Annotated in this window: 11 protein-coding genes; 9 read left to right on the forward strand and 2 right to left on the reverse strand. The window is 65.7% G+C overall.

All coding sequences use genetic code 11. The features are described from left to right. The first annotated feature begins 32 nt into the window (after nt 1-32). The 3 genes from ACZ4WQ_RS44495 to ACZ4WQ_RS44505 all read left to right on the forward strand — a co-directional run bounded on the left by ACZ4WQ_RS44495 (nt 33) and on the right by ACZ4WQ_RS44505 (nt 2,598). Nucleotides 33-728 carry a response regulator transcription factor gene (locus ACZ4WQ_RS44495; RefSeq protein WP_398377272.1) on the forward strand — a complete coding sequence of 232 codons (696 nt, stop codon included), beginning with the start codon at nt 33-35 and terminating at the stop codon, nt 726-728. Continuing rightward, nucleotides 721-1,851 carry a sensor histidine kinase gene (locus ACZ4WQ_RS44500; protein ID WP_398377270.1) on the forward strand — a complete coding sequence of 377 codons (1,131 nt, stop codon included), beginning with the start codon at nt 721-723 and terminating at the stop codon, nt 1,849-1,851. Before ACZ4WQ_RS44495 ends, ACZ4WQ_RS44500 begins: the two co-directional genes overlap by 8 nt. A gap of 162 nt (nt 1,852-2,013) precedes the next feature. After that, complete coding sequence (locus ACZ4WQ_RS44505; protein WP_311728000.1) at nt 2,014-2,598, forward strand: GNAT family N-acetyltransferase; 585 nt, start codon at nt 2,014-2,016, stop codon at nt 2,596-2,598. A 169-nt stretch (nt 2,599-2,767) separates the two neighbouring features. Here ACZ4WQ_RS44505 and ACZ4WQ_RS44510 read toward each other — a convergent pair whose 3' ends face one another. Beyond that, on the reverse strand, nt 2,768-3,352 hold the full coding sequence (locus tag ACZ4WQ_RS44510) for a class I SAM-dependent methyltransferase (RefSeq protein WP_398377268.1): 585 nt from the start codon (nt 3,350-3,352) through the stop codon (nt 2,768-2,770). 246 nt (nt 3,353-3,598) lie between these two features. Here ACZ4WQ_RS44510 and ACZ4WQ_RS44515 point away from each other — a divergent pair, with 246 nt between their 5' ends. Continuing rightward, nucleotides 3,599-3,940 carry a MazG nucleotide pyrophosphohydrolase domain-containing protein gene (locus tag ACZ4WQ_RS44515; protein WP_361184585.1) on the forward strand — a complete coding sequence of 114 codons (342 nt, stop codon included), beginning with the start codon at nt 3,599-3,601 and terminating at the stop codon, nt 3,938-3,940. A gap of 349 nt (nt 3,941-4,289) precedes the next feature. Here the strand turns inward: ACZ4WQ_RS44515 and ACZ4WQ_RS44520 are convergent, their stop codons facing one another. After that, nucleotides 4,290-6,002: a hypothetical protein gene (locus ACZ4WQ_RS44520; RefSeq protein WP_398377267.1), complete on the reverse strand. Its 1,713-nt coding sequence runs from the start codon at nt 6,000-6,002 to the stop codon at nt 4,290-4,292. Between the two features lie 328 nt (nt 6,003-6,330). Between ACZ4WQ_RS44520 and ACZ4WQ_RS44525 the strand changes: the two genes are divergently transcribed. Genes ACZ4WQ_RS44525 through ACZ4WQ_RS44545 form a run of 5 tightly spaced genes read left to right on the forward strand, consistent with a single transcriptional unit; the run spans nt 6,331 to nt 18,359 of the window. Then, complete coding sequence (locus ACZ4WQ_RS44525) at nt 6,331-9,726, forward strand: DUF6603 domain-containing protein (RefSeq protein ID WP_398377265.1); 3,396 nt, start codon at nt 6,331-6,333, stop codon at nt 9,724-9,726. 42 nt (nt 9,727-9,768) lie between these two features. Next, nucleotides 9,769-12,081, forward strand: a complete 2,313-nt coding sequence (locus ACZ4WQ_RS44530; protein WP_385343011.1) for a hypothetical protein — start codon at nt 9,769-9,771, stop codon at nt 12,079-12,081. A 28-nt stretch (nt 12,082-12,109) separates the two neighbouring features. Then, nucleotides 12,110-15,949 carry a hypothetical protein gene (locus tag ACZ4WQ_RS44535; RefSeq protein ID WP_398377262.1) on the forward strand — a complete coding sequence of 1,280 codons (3,840 nt, stop codon included), beginning with the start codon at nt 12,110-12,112 and terminating at the stop codon, nt 15,947-15,949. A gap of 2 nt (nt 15,950-15,951) precedes the next feature. Next, the gene (locus tag ACZ4WQ_RS44540) at nt 15,952-17,148 is read left to right on the forward strand and encodes a hypothetical protein (protein WP_398377260.1); all 1,197 of its coding nucleotides are present in this window, start codon (nt 15,952-15,954) and stop codon (nt 17,146-17,148) included. Continuing rightward, nucleotides 17,145-18,359 (forward strand): hypothetical protein, encoded by a 1,215-nt coding sequence (locus ACZ4WQ_RS44545; RefSeq protein WP_398377258.1) that lies wholly within the window; start codon nt 17,145-17,147, stop codon nt 18,357-18,359. The genes ACZ4WQ_RS44540 and ACZ4WQ_RS44545 overlap by 4 nt, the downstream gene beginning before the upstream one ends. The last annotated feature ends 24 nt before the right edge of the window (nt 18,360-18,383 follow it).

An 18,383-nucleotide genomic window follows, 5' to 3' on the forward strand; every position in this document is an offset into this window, starting at 1 on the left:
CGGCGATATGTTGTGCTGCTTAGGCTTCGGACATGCGCGTACTGATCGTGGAGGACGAGCCCTACCTGGCCGAAGCCGTCCGTGACGGTCTACAGCTGGAGGCGATCGCCGCCGACATCGCCGGCGACGGCGACTCCGCCCTGGAACTGCTCAGCGTCAACTCCTACGACCTCGCGGTCCTCGACCGCGACATCCCCGGCCCCTCCGGCGACGAGATCGCCCGGCGCATCGTCGCCTCCGGCAGCGGCATCCCGATCCTCATGCTCACCGCTGCCGACCGGATCGAGGACAAGGCTTCCGGGTTCGAGCTCGGCGCCGACGACTACCTCACCAAACCGTTCGAGCTGCGGGAGCTCGTCATGCGGCTGAGGGCGCTCGACCGCAGACGCGCATACGCCCGGCCCCCGGTCCGCGAGATCGCGGGCCTGCGGCTGGACCCCTTCCGCCGGGAGGTCTTCCGCGACGGACGCTACGTCGCGCTCACCCGCAAACAGTTCGCCGTGCTCGAAGTCCTCGTCGCCGCCGAAGGCGGTGTCGTCAGCGCCGAAGAGCTACTGGAACGGGCCTGGGACAACAACGCCGACCCCTTCACCAACGCCGTCCGCATCACCGTCTCCGCACTGCGCAAACGACTCGGCGAACCATGGCTCATCGCCACGGTGCCCGGCGTCGGCTACCGAATCGACACCGGCATGGACACCGCCCAACCCGGCAGCACTCATGAATAGACGCCCAGGGCTCAGCACCCGGCTGAAACTCACCATCAGCTACGCCGGATTCCTCCTCCTCGCCGGCGCTCTCATGCTGGCCGTGGTATGGGTATTCGTGCTGCGCTGGCTGCCGGACGACGACCGCAGATCCCTCCAGAGGACGTTCGGCGCCGTGATCATCACCGGGCCCAACCGCTCCGACCTCCTGCGCGGCTTCGCCCCCGCCGCGGCCACAGCACTGGCCTTCCTCCTCGTGTTCGGCCTCCTGGGAGGATGGATCCTCGCCGGCCGGATGCTCGCACCACTCACACGGATCGCGTACGCGGCACGGATGGCCGCGAACGGATCGCTGTCCCACCGGATCCGCATGAAAGGCCCCAAAGACGAATTCCGCGAACTCGCCGACGTGTTCGACACCATGCTGGAACAACTCGAATCCCACGTCACCGAACAGCAGAGGTTCGCCGCGAACGCCTCCCACGAACTGCGCACCCCGCTGGCGATCTCCAAGACACTCCTCGACGCCGCCCGCAACGACCCCACGCGGGACCAGGGCGAACTCATTGAACGCCTCCGCACTGTCAACACGCGGGCGATCGACCTCACCGAGGCCCTCCTGCTGCTCAGCCGCGCCGACCGCAGGGGCTTCACCCGCGAGGCCGTCGACCTCTCCCTCATTGCTGAAGAAGCCGCCGAAACGCTGCTTCCCCTCGCCGAGAAGCGCCAGATCACGCTCGACATCACCGGCGAGACAACGCAGACCGTCGGCTCCACGGCGCTCATACTGCGGATGGTGACGAACCTCGTCCAGAACGCCATCGTCCACAACCTCCCCGCCGGCGGCACCGTAACGGTCCACACCGAACCGCAGCACGACACGAGCGTGCTGCGGGTCGAGAACACCGGCCGTCCGCTCCCACCGGAACTGATACCGACCCTCACCGAACCCTTCCAACGCGGAACAGAACGCATACGCACCGACGAGCATGCCGGCGTCGGCCTCGGGCTGGCCATCGTGCACAGCCTCGTCCGAGCACACGACGGCACCCTCGACCTCACCCCCCGCCCCTCCGGCGGCCTCCTCGTCACGATTCGACTCCCCGGCACGCCGCACGCGTCCTCCCCGAGCGGGGCCCACTAAGGCGTGCACCGAAAGTGGATCGAGGTAGTGGGTGAGCAGTCGCGGCGGAATGAGGCGATCTCGCCCCGGTCCGGCTCACCTGCCCCCACCCGACGGGCCGGGCTCCCGATCTGGTAGAAAGCGCCTGATCACCCAGGGGGTGCGGGTGTTATGGTCCCTCGCATGGCTGAACTGATCGCTCCCACAAGACAGCTGCATTCCTCGTGGCTCACGGCGCGTGACGAGTGGCAGCCTGGTGCTCACCAGGACGGGGCCGGCCTGCGTCTGGTTGGTGACGATGACCTCGACAGCCCGGAAGGGTTCGCCGCATGGGCCGAGCGACTGCGGCAGCAAGCGGACCGGTCGCTGCCTGTCGGGGAAGGACGCGTCCACGCTACCCACTGGTGGATTGTCGACGGCGAGACGTACCTCGGGGCCATCGACCTCCGGCATTATCTGAACGCCTTTCTGTTGGAAGGCGGCGGACACATCGGCTACAGCGTTCGGCCTTCCGCCAGGAGACGCGGACTGGCCTCGTGGGCGCTGGGCGCGGTTCTGCTCAAGGCGCCGGCGCTCGGTCTGGACCGGGTCCTCCTCACCTGTGACGACGGCAACCTCGGCTCGGCGCGCACCATCGAAAGCAACGGCGGCGTCCTCGAAGATGTGCGCAGCACCGAAGCCGGGGTCAAGCGCCGCTACTGGATCACTCTCAACGACGCTGGTCACAGCCATTCATCGATGGCCGCGACGAGGACGGTCGCCTCGTAGCGGGCCGCCAGCTTGTCGTCCCTCCTGGCCACGGCGCGGTGTCTTTTGAGGCGATTGATGTCGGTGTAGACCAGTCACCTCCTCCCCCACAACCTCGCGGCTGCTGGCCGACGTCGCCGCGCCAGCAATGGCTGCACCGCGCGCGGGCGTGGCCACACGAGGGAGGCTTTCAGAGGCGGAGGGCGTAGCAGCGGAGCAGGTCGAGGTCGGCGGTCCGTACGACAGACCAGCCCGCGGTGAGGAACTCGACGTCGGCGGCGGTGATCCCCAGCTTCTTGAGGGGGTCGGTGTCCTCGCGGCGTTCGGCAAGCTCCGTGACGACCCACAGGATTCCACCGGGTGCGAGCACGTGGCGGACGCGATCGAGGAAGGCCGGCTTGTCGTCCACCCACCGGTAGACAAGGCGGCAGGTGACGGCGGCGTACGCGGGCTCCGGCAGTTTGCCGAGGTCGTCGCTTGTGAAGTCCATCAGCCGCCAAGCCGGACCGGATTCGTCCTCCACGTCCTCGACGTCCTCAGCGGCCGCGAGGGCGACGGCCGTGGGAGCGCAGTCCACGCCGGTGGTGCGGTAGCCCAGCTGGTGGTGGAGGTGGCGGGCGAGCGCGCCGTCCCCGCTGCCGATGTCGAGGGCCGGGCGTCCGCGGCCGGGGCCGAGATGCCTGGCCAGGAGCGTGGTCTCGGCACCGGTGACCTTGCGGTACCGGCGGCCGTCGTGCCAGAGCCGCTCCCAGTAGGTGGCGGGCGCGATCGTCATCAGGACTCTACCTTTCGGGCGGTGGCGAACCGGAAACTCGTCAAGCGCCCGTGCGGCGCAAGGCAGTCCACGGGCCGAGTGGTGTGTGACGCACGAGAGAACTGCACGTCTGACCAGTTGCAACGGCGCTGGGTTCCCGACCTGTTCCGGGAGCGCGAGTGATCGCCACCCGTTGACGATCAAGGCTCCCAGCGAGAGGGTCAATCCTCCATCACCTCCACACGTTGAAACGGAAGGGCGGGCTCCGTGGACCTCGGCGAGCTGAAAAAGCAGGCGATTCGGATCCATGACCTCTACGACGAACTGAACCGCCGTGAGCGCGGACGGGCGTGGACGCGAGACGAGTTCATGCTCGGCTTCATGGGAGACGTCGGTGATCTGGCCAAGCTCATCATGGCTCAGGAAGGTGCCCGAGATGTCCCGGGCGGCCGGGCGGCGCTGGAGCATGAACTCGCCGACTGCCTGTGGTCGGTATTGATTCTTGCGCACCGCTACGAGGTGGATCTGGAGGATGCCTTCCGACGCACCATGACCGAACTCGATGAGTCGATCAGTGCCCAACTCACCGACGGCAAGGAACTGCCGTGACGGACGACCGCCGCGAACACGTCAGCGTGATCCCAGCTCTACGGGGCATTACGACGACGACCGGGCACGCGACGAGCCGGGCCGCGGCGGCCACACCCTGACCGTGAATTTCCTGCGGAGTAGGCCCCCATACCAGTAGACCGTCCGCGCCGGCTCCCGGCCGAGCAGTGGCCGGGAACCGGGGCGCCCGCGTTTCGGCTGGTCACGGGCTGAGCGATCAGTCGGTGTGACGTTGAGCCGAGCCGTCAGCTCGCGGTTGGCGGCGCGGGTGGTGCCAGGGTCGCCCTCGCATGCGTCCCGTCCACCCTCAAGGAACAACCTCAGCCGGTGGCAGGGTGCTGTGGGGCGGTCAGCGGGCGGGTCCCCAGGTGATGGTGATGAGGCCGGGGCCGCCGGGTTGGCCGGGGGTGCCGCGGGTGCCTCTGCCGGTTCCGCCCGTTCCGCCCTTGCCGCCGGTGGCGACGTTGGCGGGTGGGTTGCCGCCCGGCCTGCTCCCCTGGCCGCGCTGGTTTTCCGTGACGTCCATCAGGGGGTGGCTGTATCCGCCGTCTCCGCCACCGCCGCCCGCGCCACCGCCGACGGCGTTGCCGGCACCCCCACCCCCACCGCAGTAGCCGCCGCCGGTGGCGCTGCTGACACCGCCCGTGCCACCGACACCGCCCGCACCGCCCGCACCGGGGCCATGACCACCGCCGGCACCAGGCCTATATGCGCCCTGATTCTGCCCGCATTGACCGTTGCCACCGGGGCCTTCTCCTCCGCTGGTTCTGAGACCTAAGTAGCCGCCCTTGGTGCCGTTGGCGCCGTCGCCGCCGGCGCAGATGCTGTGGTTCGCAGAGTAGGCAAATGCGGTACCCCCTCCGCCCGCGCCGGCGGTGCCGCCACCGCCTCCACCGTGGCCGCCCATGACCGTGCCCAGGAAGTTGAAGGACGACGCGTTGCCGTCGGTGCCGTCGTGGCCGCCTTCGGTGCCCTGGCCGCCTTTGCCGCCGGTGTCCGCGCCTCCACCGCCCGCGCCTCCACCGCCCCCACCACCGCCGTGGTGGTCCTGCCAGGCATTGCCGCCATCGCCTCCGTTGCCACCGCTGCCGACCCAGACGCCGGCGTAATCGCCTTCGTGAAGGCCGGTGGGGCAGTTGGTGGTGTTGCCGGGCCCGTCGACGGTGAAGGTGAGTGTGTGCCCGGGGGTAACGGCGCAGGTGCCGGCGTAGTAGGCGCCGAGGCCTCCGTCGCCCCCGGTGCCGCCTGTTCCGCTCGTGCCGTCGCCGGCGCCTCCAGTGCCGCCGCTGCCGCCGGCACCCCATATCCTCGCGGTGATCTGGTTCACGCCGCTGGGGACGGTCCAGGAGTGGGTGCCGGGCTGGTCGAAGACCCGTGCGCCGATGGAGCCGAGTCCGGGCCAGTCGGTTTCGCTGACGGTCTGGCGGGTGCCGACGACGCTGTGGGTGCCGGGGGTGCAGGCGATCCACTGGTTGCCGTGGAAGAGGTAGCCGCTGTCCTGGAAGTCACCGCCGGAACCGAGTTCGGGTACGGCGAAGTCGATGCCGGCGGCGAAGTCACCGGCCAGGCCCCACAGCGTGCTGGTATCGCCGGAGAGCTCGACGTGCTGGGCCAGGGACTCCCGGTTGTAGAGGCAGCACTGGCTGCCGGAGAAGAACCAGATCTTGACGGTGTTGCCGTCCCGGAACGGCAATGCCGCATCGATCTTGCTGGTGAAGGGAACGGGAAGGCCTTTGAAGACGGTGCTGATCGGCTTGGCGGCGGTATCGGCATCTCCGGCCATCCGGGCCCACAGGCACTGGTCGCCCTTGAACAGGTAGATGGTGCTCAGGTCCAGGCAGCAGACGGCGTCCACTCCCTCGCCGAACGACGCGGCCGCCTGGGGAATGTCGAGCAGATATCTGGTGGCGCCGAAACCCTGGTAGGTGACCTTCTGCTTACTCCTGGAACTGTTCCACGCAAAGCGGTAGTACTGGTTGCCGATGAGGAAATATCCGCTGGCCACGGCCGCGTCTCCGTGCGGTGGAGCGGAGAACGCGGCATCAAAAAGCTTCACTGACATGACATACGCTCCCGTCGGTAACAAGATCGCCGGAATCTCCGGCACGCGCCGCCGAACCAACCACCAGCACACCGGCCGTGCCCACACCATCTGACGTCACAACCGCGGCTCGCCCACGCGCTATTCGCCTGGTCATACGTCGCCTCAGACCCGACCCCCCTCCCGCACCACAACAACCGCCCAAACGGAGCGGACTATCAGGCGAGGGAGGTACGTTCCGGGGGGACTTAGGACGCAGTACTGCTACAGGCTCGACCGAGCGATCGTTTCTGCCTTCGCCTGGCGCTCGACCAGGAGCCGATTTGACGCGTCCCAGAGGTGGTGTGCCATGACCGGTCTGTCCCGTGAAGATCTCTTGAATTGCCTCGACCAAAGCACGGATACGTTCGCCTTGTCGGGCAGTAGATTAGATATTCCCGCAGCACAGGAACTGTTCCAGAATCACCTGAAAGGCAGTCTCGGAACCAACCCGGGAGCCGGTTTCCAGGGGAATCCTGAAACCGACGACACCGTGGTTCTCGCCGGAAAATTGCGACTGCCCGGAGCTCGGTGGGATGGTCAACGGGTAAAGGCCAGATTCCCGATGGCCGACGGTGAGGTGGCTGGCGTCGAAGTTGAGATCTCGCTCCCCCGCGATCTCAAGGACATCAATTCCGGGGGGCTCCACCTCGACATCGGCTTTCTTCCCAACCTTGGCTTCACGGAGATGCAGCTGCTCCTGGAGACACGTACGGACGGGCGCGCCCTGGCGCCTTTCGCGGGCGTAGCTGCTGAATTGACTTTCGGTCAGAATATTCATCTGCGCATGGCTTCCGCGGGCAAGGTTGCGGCCAAGGATGGGAACCACGCCAGGCGTGCGCTCCCCAGCCCGGACAGTACGTCACCGGATGCGCTCAGTACAGCTGTGTTTGTGACGCCTTTCGATGTTTCCATGGACGGCCAGGGAGAGGTGACGGTCGGGAATCTCCTGAAGGCATTCAAGATCAGTTCTGGTGGGATACCAGCGGGGGCGCTGGCACCGAAACTGACTGAAGTCTGGGTGGTGTACGACCCGCAGTCAGACGTTCTTACGCTGTGCGGCCAGTCGACGGACGGCAACTGGCGCTTCTCCCTCGGATCTGTGAAGGCCCATGTGCCGGGGGGCGAGGATTTCATCTATATCGTGGAATCCGCCTGCGGGATCGGGATGCCTTGGAGTTTTTCGAAGCTGATAGACATGACGCCCGCTCGGGGAATGACCCTGAATCACCTGGGCGCCGGAGTGTGCACCGGCACTTTCGAAGCAGAGCAGTTGAATGCTTTGAACGAGTCGATCGGTGAGATCGAGAAACAGGTCGCAGCCCGGTTGCCGATATTCCCGGACAAGTACTTCGAAGGGGACGGGTCATGGTTCGCCATGGCGGAGTACGAGAAGGAGGATGTGCCGACGACCATGGCCCTGCCGCAGATCCTGGGCGCAGGGGTCGAGCCCGTGTGGTTCGACGTATCCGAACAGCTCGGCCCTCTGTATCTGGGCCGTATCGGGCTGGACTACGACGATCCCAACGTATGGGTCCTGGTGGACGGCTCTGTGGGCGGCAGTCTGAAAGGAGCGGGAGTCCGTCTCGAGCTCGCCGGGGCCAAGGTCGGGATACCGTTGAATGCGCCGGACTTCCCGTTGCCGCTCATCGAGGGCCTTGGCCTCGACGTACAGCTCCCCGATTTCCGGATCGCCGGGGGTTTGATATTCAAGAAGGATTCGCACTTCTACTATCTGGTAGAAGGTGACGTCATCCTGCAGTTCGGAAACCCGCAAGGATCCGACGTCACAGGCTTCCAGCTCATGGGCGCTCTCGGGAAAACCAAGGACCCTGAATACACCACCGGGTTCCTGTTCGGGCGGGTGAACGCGGGGACGGGGCGCGGAATACCGATCGGACCCGTCATCATCGATGGATTCTGTATCGGCTTCGGGTACAACAATCAGCTGCGGACGCCAGGGCCGACGGAGGTGCTTTCCTTCCCCCTGATGGTGAAGAGCACGCATCCGGTGGACAAGAACCCGACCGAGGAGGATGCGGAGCCCAACCCGCCGGACGGCCCGTTGTCTGCGCTGAGAGCACTCTCGGCCACCAATCCTCCGTGGATACGGCCTCAGGGCGGGGCGTTCTGGGGCGTGCTGGGGGTAAGTGCAAGTATTTGCGGGCAAGTCGATGCCCAGGCCGTGGTCGCGGTTGCGATCGACAAGATCGGCTGGTCGGCGGCGCTGATAGGCCTGGCCGCCTTCGAGGTGCCGTCTTCGAGTCAGTCCTTCGCGATGCTGGGGGGCTGGGATCCATTCGTGAGGATCCAACTGGTACTGGACGCGACATATCAGTCGGCGACCGGACTGTTTGCCATCGCTGCCGCCATCGATGCGAAAGCATTCTTCTTCGCGAACGAAGCGCGAATTACCGGAGCTTTGGCACTCAACATCTGGCTCACCGGCGGCCACCGCGGTCAGTTCGTACTGACCGCGGGAGGATACCCCCATGGCATCACCATGCCGTCCTACTATCCGTCGAATCTTGACAGGGTGAAGGTCGGCTGGACGCTCTCAAAAACAGTCTCCATGACCGCGTCGGTCTACTGCACTTTGACTCCTGCCGCGTACATGTTCGGCTGCAAAATGGAGCTGGACGCAAAGGCAGACTTCAAGATCGGGCATGTCATCCTGTTCTGCACGGCTGGGTTCGACGCCCTCATCCAGTGGCATCCGTTCCATGTCAGGGCGCGGATCGGGCTGTCCGTAGGGGTCGAGATCAAGCTTGTATTCACGAAGAGATTCGAATGCGAGCTCACTTTGGATGCGTGGGCTCCGCCGTTCGGCGGAAACGTCATCATCAATCTTCCTTTTAGTATCAGGTGGGCCATCCCCATCGGTCAGGAAGAACGCACGAAGCCCGCATGGGCGAGCTGGGAACACGTCACCGCGATGCTGCCGGCCGCCGAGGACCGGCTGCACGCCACCGCGGGCGATGGCCTGCTGCCCTCCGGCAGCGACACCGAGTCCTCTCCGCAGGACGCCGGATCGCGTCCACCGTGGGCCGTGTCCACGCATGGGTTCAGTTTCACCACCCACTGTGCCGTCCCCGCCACCAGCGCCTGCGTCAACGGCGTCACCCTCTCCGACAGCGCTGTCGCCCCCACGCTGAGCATCCGCCCCATGGGCCCCGAGGCCGGGAAGGGAAACCAGGCCACCCACAGCGTCACCATCGCCCGAGGCGACACACAGATCGACTGGCAGGGCCAGGGATGGAGGGTGGAATGCCTCACCGAGCAAGTCACCAGCGCTCTTTGGGGCACCCCCGTCGACGGCGAGCCCGACCCGAAAGAACCCGCTCTCACCGAGGATACGTACATCACCGGTATCCGCGTCGCCGTCCCTGATTCCACGCTCAAAGGCGGTCTTCCCCCCGTCGGTTCGTCCGTCCTCGAGGAAACCGAGCCGCTTTCACCCGACGGATGCATTCCTCCCGTTGCAGGCCCTCACATTCAGCAGCCCGCCCCCGCCGTGGACCAGCGCGCCATCACCGACATCGCCACCGACCTCGGCAGCAATTCCACAGCCGCCGCTCGCAGCAACCTCTACAACGCTCTCGACTCCCTCGGCTACGGCCCGCACACCAACGACTCTCTCAGCGATTACCAAGATCGCCTCGAAAGCGGACTGTACAACTCCCAGCCCCTCGTTCTTTCCCCGTGACGCTCCCCGCCCGCCCCAGCCACCAGGACCAGGTGACCCGCCATGACGACGAAGGACGACGACTCCTCACGCGAGCTGACTTTCTACGACTCCTATACACCTTTCCTGACCGGCGGCGACTACACCATCAAGATCGACCACTCGGTGTCCGACAGCCTGGGCCATGCGCTCAGCAGCGAGTCTGATTTTCCGTTCGACGGTCAGGAATTCCAGGTGATGGCTCCAAGGTTCGCCTTGCCGCCAGGGTCCGTGCATGCGGTATTTCCACCCCCTGGAGCGACGAGCGACTTTGACACCCAACTGGCGCATGTGAGCCTGACCCGCCCGATCCTCCCGTGGGAGCAGATGCTGGACGAGCATGTGCAGAGCGGCCAAACGGACCGCATCCCATGGCTGGCCTTGTTGCTCTTCGCTCCAGGGGAGCTTCCGGACACCGACCCGTATGCGCAGGGCTCCGTCGGCACCGCCTGCACCGTCCAGGACCTGCTCGATCTGAACGACATTCCCAACGCTCCTGTGCTCGGCCCGGACATCGACAAGAACTCCGTGCTCGATGCGGTGAAGAAGACCACCTGCCGCACCATCGATGTGCCGGCCGATGTGTTCAAGGCCGTCGCACCCCGCATCGACGAGCTGGCATACCTGACGCACGTACGTGACGTCACACCCCAGCAGACACGGCGGACGGGCAACTCGGTCAGGCAGGACTTCAAGGACCTGGGCCGATACGGTGTCGTGCTCGCCAATCGCTTCCCCCGTACCCCAGGCCCCTACGCCGCCCACCTGGTCTCACTGGAAGGCTTCGCGGATTACCTGAAGCCTGATGCTCGGGCCCCCAAGCCGCTTCGGCTGGTCTCCCTCCACTCATGGGCGTTCATTCAACAGCCCGACGCGAAGGGGCACTTCTCCGATGTGGTCAGCCACTTGGCGGCGGACCCGGACCCACGACACCCAGGGGATCCGTTTCGGCAGTCGCTGCGGCTGCCGCCCCCGCACGACACTGTTCAGTCGGAGCAGGCGATCGAGGCGAGCAACCGGCTGACGTGGGGGTACACCCCTGTACGCCATGAGACGGCCACAGGAGAGAGCACCTTCGGCTGGTACCGGGGCCCGTGCTCCGCGGTGCCGGTCCCGCCGGTACCAGGTCTGGAATCCGAGAGCAACGACCATGCCTCGGCTGACGGGCTGCTGATCTATGTGAAGGACTGGGGAGTCTATGACCTGTCCTATGCCGTGGCCTGGAGCATGGGACGGCTGGTGGCGCTGTCCCATGCGGAGAGCCGCATCGCGGTGCAGCGACTCTGGCGGCAGGCCCGTATCACCGCGTTCAAGGCTCTGCGCAGGATCACCACCCCTGCCGAGGTCAGCGGATTCGACCCCGGAACTCTGACCACGACGGCAGCGCTGGCCAGGGACCGTCCGGCCGTCCATCACTTCCATCAGCTCCTGGCCGACGGGCTGCCCGAGCAGCCGACTGGCCTCATGGCAGCCGACGCACCGTCAACGAGCCGGACCGTACGCTCCCCGGCCGGAGGGAGGAGCGCCGGAGCGCGGCGAACGCTGGACTTCCTGGAACGGAGTGAGGTTCGTGCGACGCTGGCCCGGTCCCTGGATGAGCACATCGAGCCGGCCGCGGACGTCGTCGAAGCACTGCGGGCGCTGGAAATGATCCCCTTCGACCACCTGGTCCCCGATGCGCGGATGCTGCCAGCGGAGAGCGTGCGGTTCTTCTTCATCGATCAGGCGTGGGTGACCGCTCTGGTCGACGGAGCGATGAGCACAGGAGTGAGCACCTCTCAGGACCAGGCTCTGGCCGGCATCGTGACCAACGCCGTCGCGGAACGGCTCGCGTCGCGCGAGGGCGGCGGCCCAAGCGCGCACGCAGGCATGGTCATGCGGTCACGGCTCGCCCGGGACTGGCCGAACCTGTCCATTGCCGTACAGGACGAGGATGGGGCGCCGGTGGAGATGATCCGGCGGGAGATGCTGGCCCCGGACGTGATGCTGTGCCTGTTCGGCGATGTTCCCGAGACGGTGACGTTCAGCGAGGCCCACCAGGACCTCACCCTCGGCGTCGAGGATGCGGATGGCTACCGCATCATGCTGCGCAACCTGGGTGAGGGGAAGGACCCGGTCGGCGAGCCGATACACCAGGAGTTCCCGTCCGCTGGACCGGGCCTGGAAACCTCCTACTTCCGACCCATGGTCCCCGGTGCTCGGCAAGCCGAGGTGATGGACATCGCCGCGCTGATACCGGACCTCGGCTCGGCGTTGGGCACCACGGTGAAAGCGGCGGGCTTCGCGGTCCAGCTGTTCGTTTCGTCTGTTCGCCAAGCTTTCACACAACCGCGGTAACACCAGTCTTGAAGACCCGGAGCCAATTGTGACCACTCCACTGATCGTTCCCGTCCAGATCAAGGCGTACCTCGTCAACGAAGGCGAGTACGGGTCGGACCATCGACGCTGGTCCCTGGACAATTCCAGACCTGAGGACTACCTCTCGACGCCCATCGAGCCCTCTCCACTGGTCGAAGCGGATTCACCGGACCCAGGTGTGTATGTGCAGTGGTCACTGCCCGACGCCCTGCGGGCCATGCGGGACCAGTCCGACGGCGAGGCAACCTTCCCACTGGTTCCCAATCGATGGCTGGTCGCCCGTTTCAGCCGCCCCAAGGGCACGCCGGAGGCGAGTCTCACTGCCGCATGGGTCGTGGACAGCGACTTCTTGGATGACGGCGATGTCGGAGAGTCCCCCTACCTCGTCACCACTCCGGACAACCGGCTCGAGGGACGATGGATCGGCCGGGCCCGCGACATCACGGGGGCGGAGCCGCAACAGTGGGCCGAGAGCGGGGATGAACTGTTCCTGAGCGGCGTGGGCCCGGGTCTCCTGGCCTTCGCCGGCTACCAGCCCTACCACGAGAACGTCTTCTCCTACCATGACGATCTCGGCGACCTGACAGACAGCATCGACGAGCTGACACTGGACTACCTCGTCGTGGGCTGGTATTCCCGGGGCGACAAGGACATCCTCGCGAACCCCGGGGACACGCCCCTGGCCGATCTGCTGAAGGACCTCGGCTGGGAACCGGAACCGGGCGGGCAGGAGCCGGACGAGAAGTCGCTCTACACGGGCACGGCCCTGCGCGTGGAATCGCACGGCGACGGCCCCCCTGCCTCGGACCGTCCCGACGACCCGGGGAGCGTCTTCCTCGCGGTGGGAAACAACACCGCCGACGCCCAACAGGCATTGATGAGCGACAGAGACGCCGCGCTGGGGCGGCTGTTCCACGCGTTCTTGACCGACAACTTCGAGCAACTGGACGAGGATCCCGACGGGCTCGACGACGTCGTCCACCGCACCTGGTTCCACACGCGCGCCGCCGGCCACGTGTGGGAGATCACCAACGCCCCCGACGCGTCCGGGCAACCGGACCAGGCGGAACTGGAGATCGAACGCGGCTGGCTCGCCGAGCTCAACGACAAGCAACGCCGTTACGACATCGCGGCACGCTCCGCGGCCGCCCTGCGTCAGCGTCTCTATGACCTGTGGCGGCTGAAGCACACCCCCGAGGCCGCTCAGCAGGCTGCCGACTTCAACCCTGACGAGAAGATCAACCAACTCGGCGACCATGTACAGGCGTTGCTGGAGGAGATGCAGAACATCCTCAGCACCGACGGCGGTCTGCCCACCGGCGATACCACGGACGAACTCAATCGCAGCGTCGAGCAGTACGCGGCGGCCAGGAAGCTACCCGCTTACCGGCGACTCAAGTGTTCGGCGCTGCCCTCCTTCTACACTCCGGCCGACCCCGTCATCCTCTTCGGCGGACTCAATGCCGAGGCACCGCCCAAGGACGGCGGCGCGGCCCTGCGCTGCCGCACCGCCGACCAACTGGTCAGCCAGATCCGCATCGACGGCGTCATGCGGGGCTCATACCTCGCCGCGCCCACCTGGTACCAGGATGCTCTGGGCCGCCTGCCCGAAGAGATACGCGAGACCGTCGAGGGTCTGATCACGGAATGTTCCCTGCTCTCTCTGGCCGCTGCCACCGGAAACGCGCCCGATGACGACGCCCTGACGCAGGACCTGGCCGATCCGGACAGGATCCCGGTCACCTTCATGGGCACACCCGCACCCTTCACCTCACGCTGGCGCCAGCCCTGGGCGCCGGTCTTCGTGGAGTGGCGGATGCACTACTACCCCATCCCCTTCGTCGTTCCCGGCGAGGACCATGACAACTGCTACTGCTGGCAGTTCGACGCCGACACGGGCCGCTACCGTCTGCATACTCGAGGCCGACCGTCACCCGTGCAGCCCCAACAGCTCACCGGGCGGTGCGCTGTGACATCGCTGCCCGTCTTCATCACCCGGGCCCGGGCCGAACAGCACGCCCGCAGGTATCCCGACGCGCCCGGCCAGGCTCTGGAAGCCTTGGCCGAGAGGGGCGAACTGGGCCAGCTCTCCCAGACGCTGGAGGACTTCAACCTCTCACTTCAGCAGCGGACCGCCGCCGCGGACGCCCTCCCCCGGCCTCGGGACATGACCCCCGACGGCAGACACGACCTGAATGATCTCCTCAGGCGACGCTCCGACCTTGGGCTCACCGCGCCCGGCCACGGTCTCCCCCTGCCCGATCCCGACCAACGCGAAGGCTCCGACCCGGACCGGCGCGGGAGTCACGGCCAGGTCGCCCCGTTGCGGTTCAACCCCGTACGAGCAGGCCAGTTCGTCTTCACTGAGTTCGTCATCGTCGATGCCTTCGGCCGCAGTCTGGAATTCAACCCGTCCCATGGCGCATTCTCGCGGTCCATCCATGTGACTCCCGACAACGACATCACCGTCGGCGGGAGCGACCAGACGGACCCCAACCTCTACATCCAACTGCCGCCCCGCATCCTCCAGCCGACCCAGTTACGGTTCGACTTCGTCGACGCCCTCAACCGCGACCTCATCGTCGGTGATCCGCCCGTGATCGGCACGGCCGGCGAACGCGCTCCCAGCCCGGTAGTCGGCTGGCTGCTGGCCAACCACCTCACCGGCTCCCTGCTCGTCTACGACCCGGAAGGCCACGGCGTCGTCGAAGGCCGCCTCGGCCTCGCCCCGGACGGATCCCAGAAGGTGGACTGGGACTCGCTGCCCGACTGCCGCTACCACCCACTGGACACTCAGGACGAGGGCTTCACCGACGCGTGGCCTGAACTCTCCGGTTTCCTCCAGGGGCTCAGGGGCGGGCCGGACCGCCCGGGATGTGATCCGGTCACGGCATTCAAAAGCCTGATGGAGCACATCGACAGGTCCGCGCAGAGCACCAAGCCCTCCGGCGACGACGGCGACATGATGGCACCGCTCGTCGGCAAGCCCATCGCCCTGCTACGCGCCCGCCTCACCCTGGAGACCGACTCCCCCTACCCCTTCACCGACACCAGTTGGAAGAGCGTCGAGCATTTCCCCACCCCTCCTTACCTCGATGTCTCGCACACGTGGCGGTGGAACATCCTCCTTGGCGCCGAGACCCAGTACGCCGACGGGCTGATCGGCTACTACACCCATCCCCCGCTCGACGACAAGTCCGGCAACCCCGTCGACACCACCAAGAGCACCGACTATTCCGTTCTCCGAACCGTCCTCCAGTCCACCGCGCAGGACGCGGAGAGCCCCTACACGCAGCACATCGACGCCCGCGACCTGGCCCTGCCCGTCAACCCAGGCCCCGTCCCCGACGTGCTTCCTCGCGACGGCTCCACCCCGACCGCCGCCTACGTCACTCTGCTCGCCGACCCACGACGGACCTTCCAGGCCACCACTGACATCGTCCCCGCGGTCACCCTGCGCCTGCCCGACGAATTCGTGCGCGATGCCCTGTCCAACCTCCGGCTCGCCTTTCGTATGGGCCCTCTCCTCGCCTCCACCCGCCCCGCACCCGACCCGTCCCCCGAGAGCGGAGCGATCAGCAGCACTCAGGGAGGCGATGACGCTCCGACCACAGCGGTCACCATGCCGTCCATCTCCGCCTGGGCCGGCACCTGGAACTGGTCCCAGCGCGGGCGGCAAGCCGGGCGCCATGACTGGGAGACGTACGCCATCGCTCACACCGATCCCACCGCCCACCTCGACCAGGAAACACCGACCGCACGCACCGGCTACCTCACCCTCACCACGGCGCTCGGGCAGACGAAGCCGCCCGAGGACGACACCCCGTCACCTTCCCCGGAGTCATAGTCATGACGACATGCACCGTCGACAACACCAGCGGACTGCGCTACAGCCTCGCCACCAGCCCCACCCATCTCGCCGTCTCGGAGGAAGCCACCCTCACGCTGACGATCACCAACCCGACCGATCAGCCCATCGCCTGCTCCGGCTTCACCCTCACCTTCCCCCTCGAACTCCCCACCCATGACACCACCGTCCTCACCTCACACCCCGAAACCATCAACGCCGCCGCCGACAGTGGCTGGCACATCACCAGCCCTGAGCACGGCGTTTACGCGGCGGCGCCCCCCGCGGCCACCACTGACCTCGCTCCCGGGAAACGCATCACTCTCACCCTCAACAGAGTCACCGCCTCTGCCGATCCCGGCGCCGCAACCCTCTTCCTCTCCGACGGGCTCCATCCCACCAGCCAGGACCCGACGCCCCTGCGTGTTGTGGTGTGGCCCTCGGGTCCCATCGTCGATGACTTCCACCCCACCTCGCTCAACGTCCAACGCGGTGAGCAGGTGACCCTGAAATGGAACCGCATCAAAGAAAGCGCGATCACATACGCCCTCTACTATTACCCGCACACGGATGGTCAACTCCCCATCGGAAGGGATGGCGGACCGGAGCCAATCCCGGACGAGGATCTCCGCGGCACCTACGACGTAAACTCACAGCGCTACGACGTCGATTACACTACGAAAGACAAAGACGGTATGACCAATCCTACCGTCATCTTCGCTCTCAACGCGATCTATCAAGGCGACGTGAAAAGCTACGTCACCTATGTACAGACAACTCGTGCGGACGGTGAATTCTACAACGTCGGCGTGAGTGGAGCCACCACCGTTCTCAACCGTACCGCCCATCCTCTCAGGGATTCCTCCACGGTTTACCGGGCGAGCACCGACGGATTCCTTGTCGGCTGGGTCAAGGAATCCGACTCCATGAGCGCCCAGGGAACCGCCACCACGGGGCAGGAATACGTCACAAATGAGCTCCAGATCCAGGTCAACGCGCCAGACGCGACCGACTGCAGCTACTTTCACCTCGTATCCGGCGAACGCGAATCACACAACAGCAACGTCACCATTCCGGTGGCCGCCGGAAGTGAAATCATCTTCGACGGGCCGGCGGATGATCGCGTATGCGAGCTCTTATGGCACCCCTTGGGGACCGACATAGGAACCGGACTAGACGGAGAACAGGAAGGGACGTGACTGCCATGACCTCATCGCGAGACGAATCCCCCCTGCTCCAATACCGGGAGCCGACAACAGATCCGGCGCCACCGCAGATCGGCAAGAACGGTTCCATTACCTTCGAGGTAACGAATACAAGCGATGGCCCTGTACCCTGCGAGAAAATCTCTGTCGACCTCCAGCCGCCCGATGTCGACAGCTCCCAGTACTTCACTGAGGACACCGACGATGCGCTGACACACATCACGCAGGCCCCACCCCGCAAGTCAAAGTGGACCGCACACAAGCACGGCAGCGTCATCGACATCGTCCCCAAAGCCGGTTCCTATCTATTCCCCAGAACTGAATACAACGGTGATGGGACGGCAAAGAATTCGCTGACGTTCACGATCGACCACATTACCGTCAGCGAAAGCGGCACGGATGCGGTTGTCAAGATCAGCGAAGCAACCGCTATCAGCAGTGGCAGCGAGTATCTGACACGCGGCAAAGAATTCGCGATCAAGAAATGTGACGCGGGTACGGTCTTCGAAAACTTCAGACCGTATCATCCGGACCAGATTCTCGTCGGTCGGGGCACTTCCGTCCGACTCGTCTGGGACGTCAACGTTCCGCATTACTCGGCCGGAGAGCAGAAGAGTCCCGCCCCCTATTACATCACCACTCTGGGGTACGACCAGCTCGGCGATACTCCCGTCGATGTCGTCGATGTCACAGGGGCTGCCGAATACCCCACCCGGCCGCTTTCCCATTCCACCATTTTCACCCTGACGCTCAGCCTGTACAAGGCAAGCAGCGAACTCGAGCGTTCTTACTCCCTCCGGAGGCTCATTGCAGTTGCTCCCTCCGACGCCAACTTCGCCACACTCAACATCAGCGGCCATGCCAGCCTCCTGCGAACCGCTTCCCCCACCGGCCAAGGCAGGTTTATCGCCACGACCGACGGATTCCTTCACTGTAGAGTCCAAGCGGCTCCGGACGGATCTCCGTCCGGACTCAGTATCAAGCTCGGCTCCGCCGATGAGAGCAGCGCCCGCTCTTACAACATCATTTCAACCAAGCCATCCGGCAGTAACTCATCCAATGATCCGGGCTGCGCCGCCAGCATTCTCCTGCCGGTGGCTCATGGATCCTACACCGATGTATATCGCCCCTCCACCGCTGATAAAGGAACCTACCAAGTGGATTGGCACCCCCTAGGCGCCGGGGTACTCATCCCGGTCACCTGATGATCGGAGTGGCGATTCCGTCAG

The sequence above is a fragment of the Streptomyces sp. NPDC028305 genome, from assembly GCF_055569495.1.

Coding starts and splice junctions, on each gene's coding strand:
- ACZ4WQ_RS44495 (WP_398377272.1), top strand. CDS start 33: ATGCGCGTACTGATCGTGGAGGACGAGCCCTACCTGGCCGAAGCCGTC.
- ACZ4WQ_RS44500 (WP_398377270.1), top strand. CDS start 721: ATGAATAGACGCCCAGGGCTCAGCACCCGGCTGAAACTCACCATCAGC.
- ACZ4WQ_RS44505 (WP_311728000.1), top strand. CDS start 2,014: ATGGCTGAACTGATCGCTCCCACAAGACAGCTGCATTCCTCGTGGCTC.
- ACZ4WQ_RS44510 (WP_398377268.1), bottom strand. CDS start 3,352: ATGACGATCGCGCCCGCCACCTACTGGGAGCGGCTCTGGCACGACGGC.
- ACZ4WQ_RS44520 (WP_398377267.1), bottom strand. CDS start 6,002: ATGTCAGTGAAGCTTTTTGATGCCGCGTTCTCCGCTCCACCGCACGGA.
- ACZ4WQ_RS44525 (WP_398377265.1), top strand. CDS start 6,331: ATGACCGGTCTGTCCCGTGAAGATCTCTTGAATTGCCTCGACCAAAGC.
- ACZ4WQ_RS44530 (WP_385343011.1), top strand. CDS start 9,769: ATGACGACGAAGGACGACGACTCCTCACGCGAGCTGACTTTCTACGAC.
- ACZ4WQ_RS44540 (WP_398377260.1), top strand. CDS start 15,952: ATGACGACATGCACCGTCGACAACACCAGCGGACTGCGCTACAGCCTC.